The organism is Deinococcus malanensis (genome assembly GCF_014647655.1).
In the GTDB taxonomy this organism is placed as follows: domain Bacteria; phylum Deinococcota; class Deinococci; order Deinococcales; family Deinococcaceae; genus Deinococcus; species Deinococcus malanensis.
In genome coordinates this window covers 124134-140156 of the sequence record NZ_BMPP01000012.1, presented here as the reverse complement: position 1 = coordinate 140156, position 16023 = coordinate 124134, and the positions used below count along the sequence as shown (strand labels likewise).

13 protein-coding genes are annotated in these 16023 nt (G+C 64.9%); 6 read left to right on the top strand and 7 right to left on the bottom strand.

What is annotated here, in order from left to right; genetic code table 11:
* Positions 1–108: 108 nt before the first annotated feature.
* Together IEY49_RS14500 and IEY49_RS14495 are read right to left on the bottom strand one after the other, a co-directional pair.
* Entirely contained in the window at positions 109–3243 is a 3135-nt protein-coding gene (locus IEY49_RS14500; protein ID WP_189010056.1) for an alpha-amylase family glycosyl hydrolase, read from the bottom strand.
* Positions 3244–3535: 292 nt separating this feature from the next.
* The gene (locus IEY49_RS14495) at positions 3536–4234 is read right to left on the bottom strand and encodes a TetR/AcrR family transcriptional regulator (RefSeq protein WP_189010054.1); all 699 of its coding nucleotides are present in this window, start codon (positions 4232–4234) and stop codon (positions 3536–3538) included.
* Between the two features lie 111 nt (positions 4235–4345).
* Between IEY49_RS14495 and IEY49_RS14490 the strand changes: the two genes are divergently transcribed.
* Positions 4346–4942, top strand: a complete 597-nt coding sequence (locus IEY49_RS14490; protein WP_229780821.1) for an NADPH-dependent FMN reductase — start codon at positions 4346–4348, stop codon at positions 4940–4942.
* A 231-nt stretch (positions 4943–5173) separates the two neighbouring features.
* On the opposite strand, the gene IEY49_RS14485 is transcribed toward IEY49_RS14490, so the two are convergent.
* Genes IEY49_RS14485 through aroE form a run of 4 tightly spaced genes read right to left on the bottom strand, consistent with a single transcriptional unit; the run spans position 5174 to position 11055 of the window.
* The gene (locus tag IEY49_RS14485; RefSeq protein ID WP_189010052.1) at positions 5174–5572 is read right to left on the bottom strand and encodes an OsmC family protein; all 399 of its coding nucleotides are present in this window, start codon (positions 5570–5572) and stop codon (positions 5174–5176) included.
* A 35-nt stretch (positions 5573–5607) separates the two neighbouring features.
* Positions 5608–6849 (bottom strand): hybrid sensor histidine kinase/response regulator, encoded by a 1242-nt coding sequence (locus tag IEY49_RS14480; protein ID WP_229780820.1) that lies wholly within the window; start codon positions 6847–6849, stop codon positions 5608–5610.
* Positions 6842–10180 carry a CHASE domain-containing protein gene (locus IEY49_RS14475; protein WP_229780819.1) on the bottom strand — a complete coding sequence of 1113 codons (3339 nt, stop codon included), beginning with the start codon at positions 10178–10180 and terminating at the stop codon, positions 6842–6844. Before IEY49_RS14475 ends, IEY49_RS14480 begins: the two co-directional genes overlap by 8 nt.
* The gene (aroE, locus tag IEY49_RS14470; protein ID WP_189010071.1) at positions 10177–11055 is read right to left on the bottom strand and encodes a shikimate dehydrogenase; all 879 of its coding nucleotides are present in this window, start codon (positions 11053–11055) and stop codon (positions 10177–10179) included. Before aroE ends, IEY49_RS14475 begins: the two co-directional genes overlap by 4 nt.
* A gap of 242 nt (positions 11056–11297) precedes the next feature.
* Here aroE and IEY49_RS14465 point away from each other — a divergent pair, with 242 nt between their 5' ends.
* From IEY49_RS14465 to IEY49_RS14445, 5 genes are all read left to right on the top strand, one after another.
* Complete coding sequence (locus IEY49_RS14465; RefSeq protein WP_189010050.1) at positions 11298–12362, top strand: PhoH family protein; 1065 nt, start codon at positions 11298–11300, stop codon at positions 12360–12362.
* 68 nt (positions 12363–12430) lie between these two features.
* Complete coding sequence (gene ybeY, locus IEY49_RS14460) at positions 12431–12898, top strand: rRNA maturation RNase YbeY (protein ID WP_189010048.1); 468 nt, start codon at positions 12431–12433, stop codon at positions 12896–12898.
* A gap of 4 nt (positions 12899–12902) precedes the next feature.
* Positions 12903–13283, top strand: coding sequence for a diacylglycerol kinase (locus IEY49_RS14455; protein ID WP_189010046.1), 381 nt, complete (start codon positions 12903–12905; stop codon positions 13281–13283).
* A gap of 58 nt (positions 13284–13341) precedes the next feature.
* Positions 13342–13917: a GNAT family N-acetyltransferase gene (locus IEY49_RS14450; RefSeq protein WP_189010044.1), complete on the top strand. Its 576-nt coding sequence runs from the start codon at positions 13342–13344 to the stop codon at positions 13915–13917.
* Positions 13914–14531 (top strand): hypothetical protein, encoded by a 618-nt coding sequence (locus IEY49_RS14445; RefSeq protein ID WP_189010042.1) that lies wholly within the window; start codon positions 13914–13916, stop codon positions 14529–14531. Before IEY49_RS14450 ends, IEY49_RS14445 begins: the two co-directional genes overlap by 4 nt.
* Positions 14532–14687: 156 nt before the next feature.
* Here the strand turns inward: IEY49_RS14445 and IEY49_RS14440 are convergent, their stop codons facing one another.
* Positions 14688–16004, bottom strand: coding sequence for a S41 family peptidase (locus IEY49_RS14440; protein WP_189010040.1), 1317 nt, complete (start codon positions 16002–16004; stop codon positions 14688–14690).
* Between the last annotated feature and the right edge of the window lie 19 nt (positions 16005–16023).

The window sequence follows — 16023 nt, the reverse complement described above, 5'->3', positions numbered from 1 at the left end:
CGCCGCGAGGCGGCGCTCTTCGAGTTGAGCACGGGAATACTGAGTGGGCTGCCAGCCGGGCATTCCCCAAGTATATCAATGCCAAACCACGACGTGATCAATAGGAGATCATTTCACGGTGATGGGCTGCGTGAAGGTCGCACGGCAGGAGTTGTAGCAGTCAGAGATGGTGTTGGCACCCGCCGGCGTGCTGTCCGCCGAGGGAATGATGTCGCCCGCGCCGTACCCGTCACCGCCGAAAATTCCGCCCACCACGTTGACGCCGCCCGCAGGCGCGCCGCTCAGGCCCAGAGATGACCAGGGAATTGCCAGTTCCACGGTCTGGGCGGGAAGGGTGCCGCTGGCCGCAAAGCTGTAGCCCGCCGCGCTGATTTCGGGCGTGGTCATGTTGCTCTGCACTGTCCGCAGCTGCGCTGGTTCGTTTCCGTAGCGCGCCACGAACGCGTCCACGCCCCCCATACTTCCACTGAAGGTCGCTGCACGCCTCCAGGCCTCAAAGGAATCTGCCTGTGCTGCGCCGCCGTCCTTGTAATCCAGGTACAGGATCGCGCTGTTGCCCGAAACCCGGTAGGTATAGGCGACATACAGGTACTGGGCGTCACTGTCGGTCTGCAGGGTCAGCCAGTTGTTGTCGCCCCCGAAGGTCCCCTCGTTTGGGCTCTGCGCTGTCACCTTGGGCGCCGTCCAGTCGTTCAGGTTACCATCCACGGTGTATTTCATTCCGGCCGGTGGTGTGGGGGTCGGTGCGGTCACCACCGGTGTGAGCTGGATATCCACGCCTGTGCTGGGTGAGACGGCCTGCCGCTCGGCAGCCGGGTATCCGGTCGCCGTGGCCCGCAGCGTGACGGTGCCGGCCGGGGCAAACAGGGTGTAGCTGCCGTCAGGAAAGGTGAGCGCATAGTTCAGGGCTGGGTTGGCCGTGATGGCCTCGACAACCGCGTTCCCGACGGGGGCAGTGGACGCCGAAACCGTACCCTCGATGGTCGGCGGAACCGGCTGGGTGATGAAATCATAGGTGCCGGTGTATGCGGCGCCTGTTTCGACCACGAAGCTGCGGTCGGCCTGACCGGGACCCTCGTACCCGCTGTTCTTGGCCGCGGCGCTGTCATTGCCAAACTTGAATTTGATCTCGCGGAACAGGGGCAGTTCGATGCTGGTCTTCCAGATGCCCCGGCCCTGCTGGGTCATGGGGTACTCGACCTGCTGTCCGGTGTCGAAGCGGCGCAGTTCGACAGGACCGTTGCCCTGGCTGCGCGCGTCCACCGTGAAGGTGACCGTGGCTGTGTTCCTGCTGCTTGCGGTGGCCGTCACGGTCGAGCCCCGGCTTTCGGCACCCTGGGCATCCACCGTGACCACCCTGAAGGTTGTCAGCAGATCGTTGGTGATTCCCGAGGCCAGGAAGGTGGTCTGATCCTTGGCCAGCGGCGCGAAGTTGAGCAGCCGCTCCTGTCCCGTGCCGGACTGCGCATAGATCCGGTAGCCGGTGACGTTCACGTCCGCTGGCGCAGTCCAGCTCAGCTGCACGGCGCTGTCACCTGCACGGGCAGCCAGTCCGCTGACTTCAGCAAGGCTGGCGTTCACGGTGTTGCCCACCCCACTGCCCGCCGGGGCGGTCACGATGAAGGCGCTGCGTGCCGGGACCGTGCCGGTCAGCTTGCCACCGGCCATGGCGAGAGTCGAGGTCCGTCCGGTGATTTCGGTCAGCGCTGACCCACTGAAGGTTCCCAGCAGTGGAATCCCACCGCCATTCAAAGTAGAAAGGTCCACCGGCGAATTGCCGTTGTTGATCACCACAACCACCGGCTGGCCGCCCTTGCCGTTCATGACCACCCGGCGGTAAGCCAGGATGGGCGCGCCGCCGTTGGGCTGCCACAGCACCTGCTGCACCCCCCGCGTCAGGGCCGGATATTTCTGCCGTGCCGCAGCCAGCGCCGCGAGGCGCTCATCGGTCTGGCCCTGGGCAAGGGCCGCAAAGTTCATGTCCTCGCGGTTGGTCTGCCCCGTGGCATAGTTGTACGGATCTCCCAGTCCTGCCTGCGCGGTCTCCGTTCCCTGATACACGCTGGGTGTCCCGCGCGACGTGTACAGCAGACTGAGGGCCAGATCAAGCCGCTCGGTCGCCTCGGTTTGTGAACCGCCCCGTTCACGAACCTCGCTCACGAAACGGCGGACATCGTGGTTATCGATAAAAGTGGTCAGGCGGGTTGGGTCACTGTAGGCCCCGTCCTGGGCAAAGACGCCGGCCACCCGGCCCAGGTCCCCTCCTGCACTCGACAGGTGATCCTTGACCGCAAAGTACAACGCGAAGTCAAACACGCTTGGCGAGCCCAGGTCGTCCATATACCGGGCCAGAACCGCCGGATCACCGTTGAATACCTCGCCCACCGACCAGATCTTCGCTGGATTTCCCGGTCCACCCGCTGCAAAGAACTGGCGCCAGTAAGCGTCCGGCGCGTGCTTCATGGTGTCGATCCGCAGGCCGTTGATCCCGGTCTGCTGCTGCCAGTACGCCACGAAATTGTTCAGGTACCTCGTGACGTCTGGCAGTTCCTGCTTGAAGTCCGGCAGGCCAGCCAGCGGGCAGAAGACGTCCTTGTTGCTGCTGGCGTTGCACTCGGCCTCGGTATGGAACCACTCCGGGTTGGTTTTCGTCAGCGTGGCGCCGTAGCCGGCGTGATTGACCACCACATCCTGAATGACCTTCAACCCGTTTTTGTGGGCCGTCTGGATCAGGGCCTTGTACTCGTCCATGGTGCCGAGGTGCGGGTCCACCTTGAAGAAGTCCTCGGCCCAGTAGCCGTGATACCCGGCAAAGAGTTTCCCGGCATTGGGACCGCTGGCCGGGCCGCTGATAGCGGGGACCTGCAGGACCACCGGGCTGACCCAGATGGCAGTGAACCCCATGCGTTTGAAGTAGCCCTCCTCGATCTTCGCTTTCAGACCGGCAAAATCCCCACCGTGCCAGGCCAGAGGGTTGGAGGTGTCCGCTCTGTCACCCTGGTTGCGGTCCGCGCCATTGTCGTTCGCGGGGTTGCCGTTGGCGAAGCGGTCCGTCAGCGCAAAGTAGATCACCTCATCGCGCCAGTCGTGCACCCCTGCTGTGTTTCCCGGCACCTGCGCAGGTGCACCGAGAGCTTGGACATTGTCCGTGCCCTGCGGCGCCTGATCAGTACCGCAGGCCGATAGAGACAGCGTCAGGGCCACCAGGGCGCCCAGACGCCTTGTCTTTTGGAAGCGATTCATTGAGTCTCCATAGTCCGCTTAGCACGGTGCATCTGTCAACTTTCTGACACCTCGTTTCCTGCGACTGCACCCAGGTCCGTACGGCCCGCCTATGGAAAGAGCGGCACAGCAGGCAAACCTCATATGAAACCCCGGCTCACCGTGTCGGAACGGCACAATGGCTCCGGAAGACCTCAATTCTGTCCGGTGCCCGTGTCGGGCTCATGCCCGGTCAGCGTGGCCCTGACTCCACTACCCAGTCAATCTTCCAGGCAGAACAATGCCGGCCGCTTACTTCACCCGGGCACTGAGTTCACCTGGGTTCTGAGGACCTTTTACGCCGAGCACGGGGTTTTGGCTCCGAAGCACGCAGGCTGACACGGAAGTGCTGCCGCTGGGTCAGCGGAGGCTCGGGCAGGGAATGAGCAGACCCAGCGCGCAGTCCGTCGAGCGTGAGTCCCAGGTAACGGCGCCAGACACCGGGCACGACCGCGACAGTCGCGCTGATCACCCCTGCCATCCCCCACGAAATCAGCGCGAGGTCTTCGGGGGTGATGTCACCCCGCAGGCTTCCCTGAGCCTGAGCGCGGCCAAGCAGGTCAACCATTTTCTCGCGGAGGCTCGCCCGCACAGCCTCAACCTCCCGATCACCCGGAACAGCCAACGTGAGACCAACGCCCAGATGCTGGTCGCTGATCTGCGTGCTGCACAGTTGCTCCAGGTAGTGACACAGACCGTCCCACCCGTCTTCATGGGCAAGTGCCTGGTCCAGCACGCTGTGAAAAGCCTGATATTCCTCCCGCAGCAGGGCGGCGACCAGGCTTTCACGGGTGGGAAAATGACGGTACAGCGTGCCACTGCCGACCTCGGCACGGCAGGCCACAGCGTCCAGGGAGGCGTTCGCACCATGGGTCGCAAAGAGGCAGCGCGCGGCGTTCAGAATCTTCTGCCGGTTGCGCTGCGCGTCCCTGCGCTTCGGAGGAGAAGGTGCTGTGTTCCTGGGCTGCGTCACACCTTAAGTCTACCGAAAGAAACGGGGACTGGTCCCCGTTTCGTCTGTTATGGTGCCTCGGGAAACGGTGGACCTGCCCTGATTTCACGCCGTCTCAAACAGGAGCTGACCATGCCCAAGATTGCGATCATTATCAGCAGCACCCGTGAGGCCCGCTTTGCCGACAAACCCACCCAGTGGTTTGCCAGCATCGCGAAAACGCGGACAGACCTGGAGTTCGAGATTGTGGACCTGCGTGACTTTCCACTCCCATTTTTCAACGAGGTCGCCTCGAACCTCTACGCACCGAGCCAGAACGAGGTGGCCCAGCGCTGGCAGCAGAAGGTCGCAGAGTTCGACGGCTATGTTTTCGTCACGGCTGAATACAACCACGGCCCGACCGGGGTGCTGAAAAATGCACTGGATTACTCGTATCCGGAATGGAACAAAAAGCCCGCCGCGTTCGTCGGGTACGGCTCGGTGGGCGCAGCCCGCGCGATCGAGCAGCTGCGGCAGATCGCCGTCGAACTGCAGATGGCGCCGATCCGCACCGCCGTACACATCCAGGGCGCTGACTTCTTTGCAGTGTGGCAGCAGGGCAAGGATCTGAACGAGCTGACCTACCTGGAGCCCGGCGTCCAGGGAATGCTGGAAGAACTGGCTTGGTGGGCCAAGGCCCTCAAAACCGCCCGGGAAAGTACCCCGGAGACTGCGCCTGTAAGCGGCTGATTCATCGGTCTGACGGGAGAAGGAGGCAGTGGTGACCGCCTCCTTCTCCCCTTTTTGCCTCTGCTGGCTGGCAATTTCGTCCGGCAGGCTGAGAACACCACACCGTTACCCGGTCACAGAGCCACCGCAAGCCTTCTCGCTTCACCGGCAGTCCTGGTCTATAGCAATCTTTTCGAGGTGAGCGCCGCCGGCAGGAGCACCCCAGCATTCTCGCCAGCCTTCGTTCAAACATCACTCCACGCGCGTTTCCAGTTTAATCTCGCTGTTCAGACTGGCGGCAACAGAACAGTACTTCTCGTGGCTCAGGTGAGCGGCCTTTTCCAGTACCTCGGCCGTGATGCCCTCGCCACTGGCGATGTGCCGCACGGTGATGGTGGTGTAGCGCTTGGGGTCGGTCTCGGCGCGCTCCCCTTCCACCTCAATGCGGTACGAGCTCAGGGGCGTGCGCCGCTTTTTCATGATCTCCACGACGTCGTAGGCAGTACAGGTGGCCAGGGCGCCCAGCAGGGCCTCCATCGGCGAGACGCCAACCTTGACCGGGCTGTTGTCAATCAGCAGCTGGTGGCCGCTTTCGCTGACTCCCAGGTAACGTTGCTCTCCGAGCCAGGTGACCTTCAGGGTCTTTTTCATACCCCCAGGGTAGCGTCAGGGAGCCGCAGCGGAGGCTACTCGTCTTCCTCTTCAGGGGTCGGCAAACGAACCCGGAAGGTGGCACCGCCGCCCGGAGTGTCCACCACGTCGATGCTGCCGCCATGCGCAACCACGACCTGCTGAGCGATGGTCAGGCCCAGGCCTGCTGACCCGGCTTCCTTACCGCGGTAGAACTTATCGAAAATACGCGGCTTGATCGGGTCCGGAACGCCCGGTCCACGGTCCACCACGCGCACCTCGACCTCTCCTGGGCGGTGCGCCACCTCCATATGCACCAGATCGGGAGAGCCGCTGACCCGCACCGCGTTGGTGACCAGGTTCATAAACACCTGGGTCAGCCGGCCCGGGTCTCCCACGATCTCGGGGCTCTCCTCGGGCGCACGCACACCAAAGTCGCGCCCCACCTGCCGAAGCACGTTGCCCAGATTCATGAAGTGCATCTCGATGCTCTGGACCAGCTCGCCACGCGAAAGCTGCAACAGGTCGTTGACCAGACGAGTCATGTTCTCGGCCACCCTCTGGGCGTCAAGCAGCGTCTGGCTTCCCCCCACCTCACGCTCGGCACGGCGCAGGTAGCCGTGCAGGGCCGTCAGTGGAGTCCGAAGCTCGTGACTGGTTTCTGCAAGGAAGGTCTTCTGCATGTTCAGCGCCTCTTCGAGCTGCTTGGCCTGCACTTCCAGTCGCTGGCTCTGACGCTCGGCAATGTTACGCAGCCGTTCGACCTCCTCCAGACGTGCCTTCAGATCGGTATTCAGTTCCCGCACCGCCTGCTCGGCGCGCTCGCGGCTGACCCGGGCCTCGACCTCGTTCAGCGCGCGGCGGACCGCCGGCGCCAGGCGCTCCAGGCGCTGCTTAAGGATGTAATCCGTGACACCCTGGCGCAGGGTATCGACCGCGACCTCCTCGCCCATGGCGCCGGTTACCATGATGAACGGAATCAGCGGCAGACGGGCGTGCGCCGCGCGGTAGGCGCTGAGACCGTCATAGCTCGGCAGGGCAAAGTCGCTGAGAATCAGGTGGGGCTGCGAGGTTTCCAGCGCGTTCTGAAAGCCTGCCTCGTCTTCTACACGGGTGACGTCGACCGTCCAGGGCAGGTCGCCGTCCAGATTCAGGACCACCAGTTCATGGTCCAGTTCGCTGTCTTCCAGATGCAGGATGCGGAGGGTCTCACCGGGACCGGGAGCGCCCTCCCAGGTGCTGGCAGTGCGGTTGCCTGCCGCTTGACCGGCAGGTGAGGAAAGGATCTGGTCAGTCATCATCAGGGCGCTCCAGCGGTAGCGTAACAGTAAAGGTGGCGCCCTCGTCCGGCTGACTCTCGGCGGTCACCTCCCCACCGTGCCGTGTCACGATGCGCCTGACGTTAGCAAGGCCAATCCCGATGCCCTCAAATTCCTCGGCGCGATGCAGTCTTTGAAACACACCAAACAGTTTATCCGCGTAACGCATGTCGAAGCCCACGCCGTTGTCCCGGACCTGGACCGTGACCTGCCCACCCTCGACACGGCCGGCCACCTCAATGACACCCTGCGGACGGGTGCGGGTGTACTTGATGGCATTGCTCAGCAGGTTGGTAAATACCAGCCCCAGGAGGGCCGGGTCCCCTGGCACTGTAGGCAGTTCACCGAGGCTGAACTGAATATCGCGGCCCTGACGGTCGGGTTCTAGCCCATGCCAGCTGGTGCGCAGAAGGCCGGTAAGGTCCACCGGTACACTTCTCAGCTCCTGGCGGCCCATCCGCGAGAAGGCCAGCAGGTCGTCGATCAGCTGACTCATTCGGGTGCTGGCCTCGGAGATCACATTCAGGTAGCGCGCACTCTTGGGGCTCAGGTGGCCACCCAGATCCTTTCGCAACAGGTCGGCAAAGCCCACGATGTGCCGCAGCGGCGTACGCAGGTCGTGTGACACGCTGTAGCTGAACGCCTCCAGTTCGCGGGCGGTGGCTTCCAGTTCCCGGGTACGGCGCTGCACCCGGTCTTCCAGGGACTGGTTGAGCAGTTCCAGGTCGCGCTGAGCGTCCAGTGCATGGTCGCGCAGCGCGTCGTTTTCCATGGCCGCAGCAAAGCGCTGCGCCAGATCAGTGGCCAGTTCGTGGTCGCGGTCCTGGAGTGGCTGGCGGAACGTCATGCCCAGCACGCCAAAACGGGTTCCGTCGCGGGCCAGCAATGGAAGCAGCAGGGCCTCCGACACACCGGCCTCATGGAGCAGAGCATGATCGGCGAGGACCTGAGCCTCCCCGGTATCCAGGGCCAGTCGGACCTGCGCCGTGGACACCTCCTGCAGAGGACCCTGGCTCCAGCCAGGCATGGCCCGCGACACGGCCAGTGGCTCTTCCGGTACCGTCCACACAGCCGCGGACTCCGCGAACCGCTCGGTCAGCAGGTCAAGCGCCTCGCGGTAGCGAAGGGCACGCAACCTGTGACGGCTTCCAGGAACGGCTGAGAGCTTCTCGGTCACGCTGGCCAGCAGGCGCGCGGCCGTCTCGGCAAACACCGGGTCGTCCACGTCGGTGGTGGTTCCCACCCACTCGATGACGTGTCCTGCTGCGTCCAGCACCAGGGACCCACGCGTCACGAAGGTGCGGTACCGCCCGTCGGCTCCCAGCAGTCGATGTTCCGCCTCAAAAGGCTGCTGGGCCTCAACTGCCGCCGCCCAACGCGCCTGATACTCGGCCCGGTCATTGGGATGCACCAGCTGTAAGAAGCCCTGGATCGCACGCTCGGGCCCCACGTACTCGGCCCAGCGCCGGTTGAAATAGGTCGGCGTGCCGTGCGCGTCGGTCAGCCAGACGATCTGCGGCATGCCCTCCAGCACGCCGCGGTACCGCTGCTCGTTGCGCTGGGCCAGACGCTCGGCCACCAGTCGGTCGTGGATGTCCGTGGCACTGGCCACCCACTCCGCGATCTCACCGCGCTCGTTACGCACGGGGTTGACGCGAAGCACATGCCAGCGGCTGACGTCACCGACCCGCAGCCGGACCTCACTCTGCGCCGCCCCGCCCAGTGCATGGGCCCGGCGCCATAGCCCGTCGTAGCTGTCGTGGTCCTGAGGGTCCAGATGAACCCGGAGCGGCGCCCTGCCGAAGCGCCCGCGGTACTGGGCATTCAGGTAGCTCACCTCGCCCCCGGGGTCACTCACCCACAGCACGTGCGGAATCGAGTCCAGGATCTCGCCGGCACGGCGCTGCGCCACCTGCAGGGCGCGCTCGGACTCCAGCCGGTCGGTCACATCGCGCAAAACTTCAAGAGCGCCCAGCAGTTCACCGTCTTCGGACCGGACCTCGCTGCGCTGGGTTTCTCCGGAAAAAACGGTCCCGTCCTCCCGGCGGTACGGTGTGGTCAGGGCCTGGAACGTGGAGCGGCTTTCCAGACGCCGGTCCAGATGCAGCTTGGCCAGCGGCTCTCCCATCAGTTGCTGAAGAGGCTGACGGAACAGGGTCCCCATCGCGCGGTTCACGCGCCGGATATGTCCGCTGGGATCGGTAAACACAGCGGCGTCCTGCATGGACTGGAAGATGGCCTCGAACTCCGCGCGCGCCTGGGCCTGCTGGGTGCGGGCCTGCGCGAGGGTCTGGTTGAGTGCCTCAGCCCGGCGCCGTCCACTGACCTGCGCCTGCGTCAACCAGTACGACAGGCCACCGATCAGCAGGCCCAGGACCACCGAGATCATCGGCAAGGCACTCGAAAGGCCCCGGCCGAAGTTTCCGGTGGCCGCGTACTGCACGGTCCAGGGCTGCCCGGCAACGGACAGCTCCTGAACTTTCCGGAAGGCCGGCCGTGCAATCTGGACAGGCCGGCCCATAGACTGAGCGCCCAGCGTCACCCGGGCCACAAGCTGACCCGGCACACCGGTCTGTTCCAGTGAAGACAGAAATTCGTCGGTTCGGACGGCCAGGTAGACGTAACCCCGCAGTTTCTCCCGGCCACCGTCCAGCTGTTCGAGGCTGCTGTCCCAGACCGGCAGCACGAGCAGAAATCCCTGCAGGCTCCGCCCACGGTTGTCCCGCTGAACCAGTTGCACCGGGCGTGTGGCCTGCATGCCGCCCAGGCGCCGCGCCCGGTCGAATGCGTCGCGCCGCGTCGCTTCGCTGTACATATCGAAGCCCAGGACACGCAGGTTCTCGCTGGTGGGAGGGGCAATCACGCTGATCGGCGCCAGGGCCAGCGGCGCCGGGCTGTTGCGGCGGATCGTCACCTCCGGACGGACCTTGCGCCGCAGTTCAGCGAGCACCGGCGCCACCTGACCGTCGGGGATCCACACGTTGAAGCCCAGGGCCTGAACCCCCGGATACCGCTCTATCAGGTTCAGACGCCGTGCGTAGCTGGCGAAATCTGCCTGCGGCATCAGGTCCGGACGCAGGGTCAGGGTCGCACGCGTGGCCAGCAGCAGATCCTCGTAATGACTCAGCTGTTCCCTCAGGGCCTGGGTATGGGTGCCCGCCGCCCGCTGAAAGCGGGTGCGCTGCTCGATGGCCACGTACCGCGACGCCACGACCGCCAGGACCAGCGAAAGACCGATCACGGCCAGCAGCATCGAGACCGGACCCCATTGCACCCAGAGCCGCTCGCGGGCCGAGCGGTCTCCCGTCACGAAACTGCTCCGGCCAGGGCGTCCAGAAAGACCCCCACCGGCACGTCGCGCCCGGTCCAGACCTCGAAGGCGAGCCGGGCCTGATGCGCCAGCATGCCCAGACCGTTCTCGGCGCGGAGACCGGCCTGCCGCGCCTCGCGCATCAGCCGGGTTTCGGCAGGTTTGTACACCATGTCGTACACCAGGGCTTCTTCAGGCAACTGGTGAAAATCGAAATCCGGCAGGGGCGTTTCATCGGGTGCGGCGAGTCCTGCACTCGAAGCATTGATGACCAGCCGGACTTCCGGCCAGGGCACCTCGCTCAGGGTGACAGCCGATACCGTAGATTCCGCGTCTTCCGCCGTCCATGTTTGTGCCAGTTCCTGGGCCCGGGCGTGGGTCCGGTTCACAACGTAGACGTCTCGCTCCAGCAGCACTACACCGGTATAGACGGCCGCCCTGGCCGCGCCGCCTGCCCCGAGGACAACTACACTTCCGTCTGAAGTCCTGACGCCCGTGCTTCCCCCCTGGATGTCAAGCAGTGCACTCATCAAGCCTGGGGCGTCGGTGTTGTCTCCTATCAGCCGGCCATTCCGGTGGGCGATGGTGTTAACAGCCCCGATGGCCCGTGCCGCGTCACTCAGTGTGTCCAGCAGCGTCAGGGCACTTTCCTTGTGAGGCAGGCTCAGGTTGGCACCCAGGGTACCTGGCTGGCGCAGGCCCGCTACTGCGTCTCGAAGACCCGCTGCCGGAACCTGTCTCGCTTCATATTCGCCCCGAATGCCAGCCCACCCGAACGCCGCGTTGTGCATACGTGGCGACAGCGAATGGGCCGCCGGATCCGCAAAGAGGAAAGCCCGCAGGGTCGTGCCGGTGACTGCCAGGCTGTGGTCCACACTCACCTGCACAGTGTAGCGGTCAGCTGTCAGACCGGGCGCGCCTGTGTGGCCAGAACAATCTTTCGCCGGGCTTGGCCCGGGCTTTATCGAGCCTGCTCCGGCGCCTCAGATTGTGGTGTAGCACACGCCCCGCCACCCAGGCAGGTCAGACAATGATCCATCCGCATGAGACCCGTCCCCTTCCTCCCGCGCGTGAAACATCACGGCGGGAGTGTGCGCCTGTGGCGCCAGGAGCTGTTTTGACCGACCCGACCGAGTCCCAGACCACCTCTACCCCGTCCCCCACAGCAACCGCCACGGTCGCTCTGGAAAACCAGCGCGAGGCTTTCGCGCTGCTGGGCGCTGGCGACGTCAACCTGCGGCGCATGCGCGAACTGACGCGGGCCAAGCTGATTGCGCGCGGAGAAACCATGACCATTACCGGCGAGGAGCCAGAAGTGGCACGTGCCGAGCGCATGGTTCGCGACGCCCTGGACGTCGTGCGCAGCGGCGGCGAACTGACTCCTGAGAGCCTGCTGCGCAGCGCCCGCCTGAGTGATGAAGGGCGCAGTCTGGCCCAGGAAACGCAGGTGACCGGCCTGAGCCTGCCACGTGGTCTCAAGCCCAAAACTCCGGGGCAGAAAACCTATCTGGAAAAGGTCGAGAAAAGCGACATCACCTTCGGCGTGGGCCCAGCCGGTACCGGCAAAACATATCTGGCCGTCGCCATGGCGGTTCAGGCCCTGAAGGCCAAGAAGGTCAAGCGCATCATCCTGACCCGCCCGGCAGTCGAAGCCGGTGAGAAACTCGGCTTTTTGCCCGGTGACCTGCAGGCAAAGATCGACCCGTATTTGCGGCCCCTGTACGACGCGCTGCAGGACATGCTCGACCAGGAGAAGTTCGAGTCGTACCTGACCAGCGGGGTGATTGAGATCGCGCCGCTGGCCTTCATGCGCGGTCGGACCCTGAACGACGCCTTCGTGATTCTGGACGAAGCCCAGAACACCACCGGCGAGCAGATGAAGATGTTCCTGACCCGCATGGGCTACAGCAGCAAGGTCGTGGTGACCGGCGACGTCACCCAGATCGACCTGCCCCGGCACATCACCAGCGGTCTGGCGGTGGCCAAGCGCGTGCTGAGCAGCATCGAGGGCATCGCCTGGCACGAGTTCACCGATGTGGACGTGGTGCGTCACCCGCTGGTGGGCCGGATCATCAAGGCCTATGAAGCTGCGGAAGACGCTGAACAGGACAAGCGCGCCGCAAGGCGCGGCGAATTCGCCAGCATCCCCGAGGCGGAAGGAGACGACGTCAGGCCGGCCTGAGGGTCCCCGTGAGTCCGGGACCACGTACGTGACGTGGTCCCGGCTTTCTATTGCTTTACCCTGCCAGAATGATTGACCTGATTGTCCGCAAGGCCACGCCAGCCGGGTTGCGCCCTGTCCTGCGCCGGAGCCTGGAGGCCGCCATGCGGCATTTTGGGGTCCAGGAGCGGGAGGTGACGGTCGTGCTGGTGGGAGACCGGACGATCCGTACGCTAAAGCTGGAGCACTGGGGCGAAGACGCGGCCACAGACGTCCTGAGCTTTCCCACCTGGGAACCGGGAGACCCGTTTGTACCGCCGCATCTGGGCGATATCGTGATCAGCCTGGACACGGCCGCCAGGCAGGCCGAAGTCCGTGGACACAGCCTGGTCCGGGAAGTCGCGCTGCTGGCCAGCCACGGGCTGACGCATCTGGTCGGACACGATCACCCACACGCCGAGGGTCTGGGCTTTGAGGAAGGGGCCACCGGGCCGGAATGGCAGGTGTTCCATGACGCCTGGGAAGCGGCGCGCCGGGCCTTGCCGCCCGGAGCCTGATCTCATGCGCTCGGACGGATCGGCCCTGAGCCTGAAACGCTGGTGGCGCTCGGCGGGTTTTGCCTGGGATGGGGTGCGCCACGTGTACCGGACCCAGGCGAATTTCCGGATCGAGCTGTGGGCCGCGCTGCTGGCGCTCGCCTGCACCTGGTGGCTGAACGCGCCAGCCGCGCCGGTGATTTTGAGCTGCGCCCTGGTCCTGGGCCTGGAACTACTCAACACTGCCGTGGAGGCTGTGGTGGATCTGGCCAGCCCGGCGGTGCACCCGCTGGCCAGGGTCGCGAAGGATGCGGCCGCCGCCGCAGTACTGGTGGCCAGCGTGGGAGCACTGGGGGTAGGTCTGGTTGTTCTGCTCCCGCCGCTGCTTGGCCGCCTGGGGGGCTAATGGGCTTCTAAAGGCCAAGCGAACCCGGACAGGCTCGCAGGTTTGGCATAGTGCAGCCGTGAGCAAAGAGGCTGCCCGTTCCCCCGACCTCTCCCCGGTCCCGGCAGTCACCATCCGGGGACGACGACCGCGTGACCTGCCGGTCCTGCAACGCTGGCTGACGGATCCGCAGGCCGAGTGGCGGCGGTGGGACGCACCGTACTTCCATGCAGTGAGCACCACCACGTCGCTGAAAGCCTATGTGGAGCACCTGGCCCGGACACCGCCTGATCCCCACCAGCGGGTCATTGACGTGGGGGGACAATGCGTGGGCATGGTCAACCGCTCCGAGGAGGAACCGGCTGGCGGCGGCTGGTGGGACCTGGGCATTCTGCTGTACGACCCTGCGCTCTGGGGACAGGGGTTGGGCTCGCGCGCCCTGGCCCAGTGGGTGCAGGCCACCTTCGACGAAACAGAGGCCCACGTGGTGACCTTCACGACCTGGGGAGGCAACGAACGCATGATTCGCGCGGCGAGCCGGCTGGGTTTCCGGGAGGCCGGGAAGGTGCGCGAGGCGAGACTGGTCGCCGGGCAGCGGTACGACAGCGTGCGCCTGGACATGCTCCGGCGTGAATGGTCGCCGCCTGAGCCATGAGCCCTCGCCAGACCCGACCCACCGGGAAAAAGCCTGTGAATCCCGAAGGCTTTCTGGCTACCCAGGACCTCAAGGAGCGGGGCTGGACGCCTCCTCTGATTCGCCGCTTTCTGGGTGAACATGACGCTACCCGCGAAAACGGCCTGCGAATGGGACGCCGCCGCCTTCCCCCGGTGAAACTGTATGCCGAGGCCAGGGTGGCCGAGGTCGAGCGCGACGATACCTTCCTGGCCGCTCAGGCCCGAGCCGCCGACGCCCGTGCCCGCGCCGAGCAGGCCCGGGAGGTCCGTGAAGCCCGGCGAGCCGGCCTGCTGGAAGCGGCGGCCGGATCATACGTTCCAGTGGTGCATCCGGAGCCCCTGCGCAAGGGCGCGGTACGCAAGGCCCGCGAGCCTTACCTGCGGGAACTGGAGCGGGTTCAAACCCGGTTGGAGCAGGAAATCGGCCGCGTAACCGTCCGCGAGTCGGCCGTGCTGGCGACCCTGCTTCGCAAGCGGCTAGATCAGGCATTGGCAGCGACATATCCGTGGTACCCGGGGTCAGGTGCCCAGACGGCCCCCAGTAAACCCACGGAGGCCAGACCCAGCGACTGGCGCGACTGGGACTGGGACTGAGACGGGCTGAACTGATCGTAAACATGGGCCGTGACGAGATGGCTGCTGCCGTCGAACGCGGACCAGGGCACCGATAGAACAGCGGACAGAAGCAGCCGACCCAGGCAAGACAGCGCCCGCCTTCCGATCTGGAAGGCGGGCGCCGCGGTGTCCTGCCTACTTCAGGAGATCGACGGCACGCTTCAGGATGGCGTCGCCCTGAAGGTCCACCATAGCCTCACCCTGGGCGGTGCTCCTGACCGGGCGCTTGACTGTACCGGTGTAGGTGAACTTGCCGTCCTTGTCGGCCGTGACGGTCACGGGCTTCCCGGCGACCGAAAGGGTGATCTTCTGCCCCGGAGTCGCGCCTGCACCACTGAAGTTGAGGGGCACCGTCGAGCGGGTGTCCTTGACGGTCACATCGGGCGTGATGCCCTTCTTGTGGATCTCGCGCCCTGCAGGAGTCAGCCACGCGCTGTTGACGATAGCCACTTTGCCGCCGTCACTGGTAGTCAGCGGAATCTGGGCCACACCCTTGCCGAAGGTCTGCTCCCCGACCACGGTGGCGCGCTTGGTGTCCTGCAGCGCACCGGCCACGATTTCACTCGCACTGGCGCTGTTCTTGTTGACCAGAACCACCAGTTTTCCGGTGTAGTCGCTGGCCTGGGCCCGCGCGGTGCCGGACACCGTGGTTCTGCCGCTGCGGTCACGCAGGCTGACAATCGGACCGCTCTGCATGAACTGGTCAGCGGCGTCCACGCCGGAGTTCAGCAGACCGCCGCCATTGTCGCGCAGGTCCAGCACCAGCTTGGTGATGCCCTTGGCCTTCATGTCGGTAACGGCCGCGCGGAACTGCTCGCTAACCTTCTCGTTGTAGAAGGTGTTCAGGGCGATATAGCCCACGTTGCCTGGCAGAACGGTCTGCTCGACGCTGACAATGGTGACCTTGCGGCGCTCCATCTTGACCGTGTAGGGCTTGCCGTCGCGCGAGAAGGTCACGTCCACGGTGGTGCCTTCCTTACCGCGTACCAGACGAACGATCTCGTCGAGTTTGCTGGTCAGCACTTCCTTGTCGCCGATCTTGACGAACACGTCGCCGATCTGCACTCCAGACTCGGAGGCCGCGCCGCCGCGGTAGACGTTGTCGATCTTGCCACCGGTTCCATCCGGGTTGGCGGCGACCAGCGTTACGCCAATGCCGCCGAACTCGCCGCTGAGGTTCTGAGCGTCGATGGCGTTGTTAGCCGGCTCGGTGTAGTAGGTGAACTCGTCGCTCAGGCTGCCCAGCGCACCCTGAATGGCGCCGCGCAGAACCTTCTCCTGATCCACCGGGAACAGGTAATACTGATTGAGGTTGTTCAGGACCTCAAGGAGACTTTTACCGGAGGCCGTGCTGGCGAGGTTGGCAGTCGTGTAACCGCCAAGCTGCGCGTAACCGACCGCTGCCGTGCCAGCCAGAGCGGCGGCAACAATGGTGAGTCGTTTAGGGTTCACCCGGTCAGGATACCTGCCC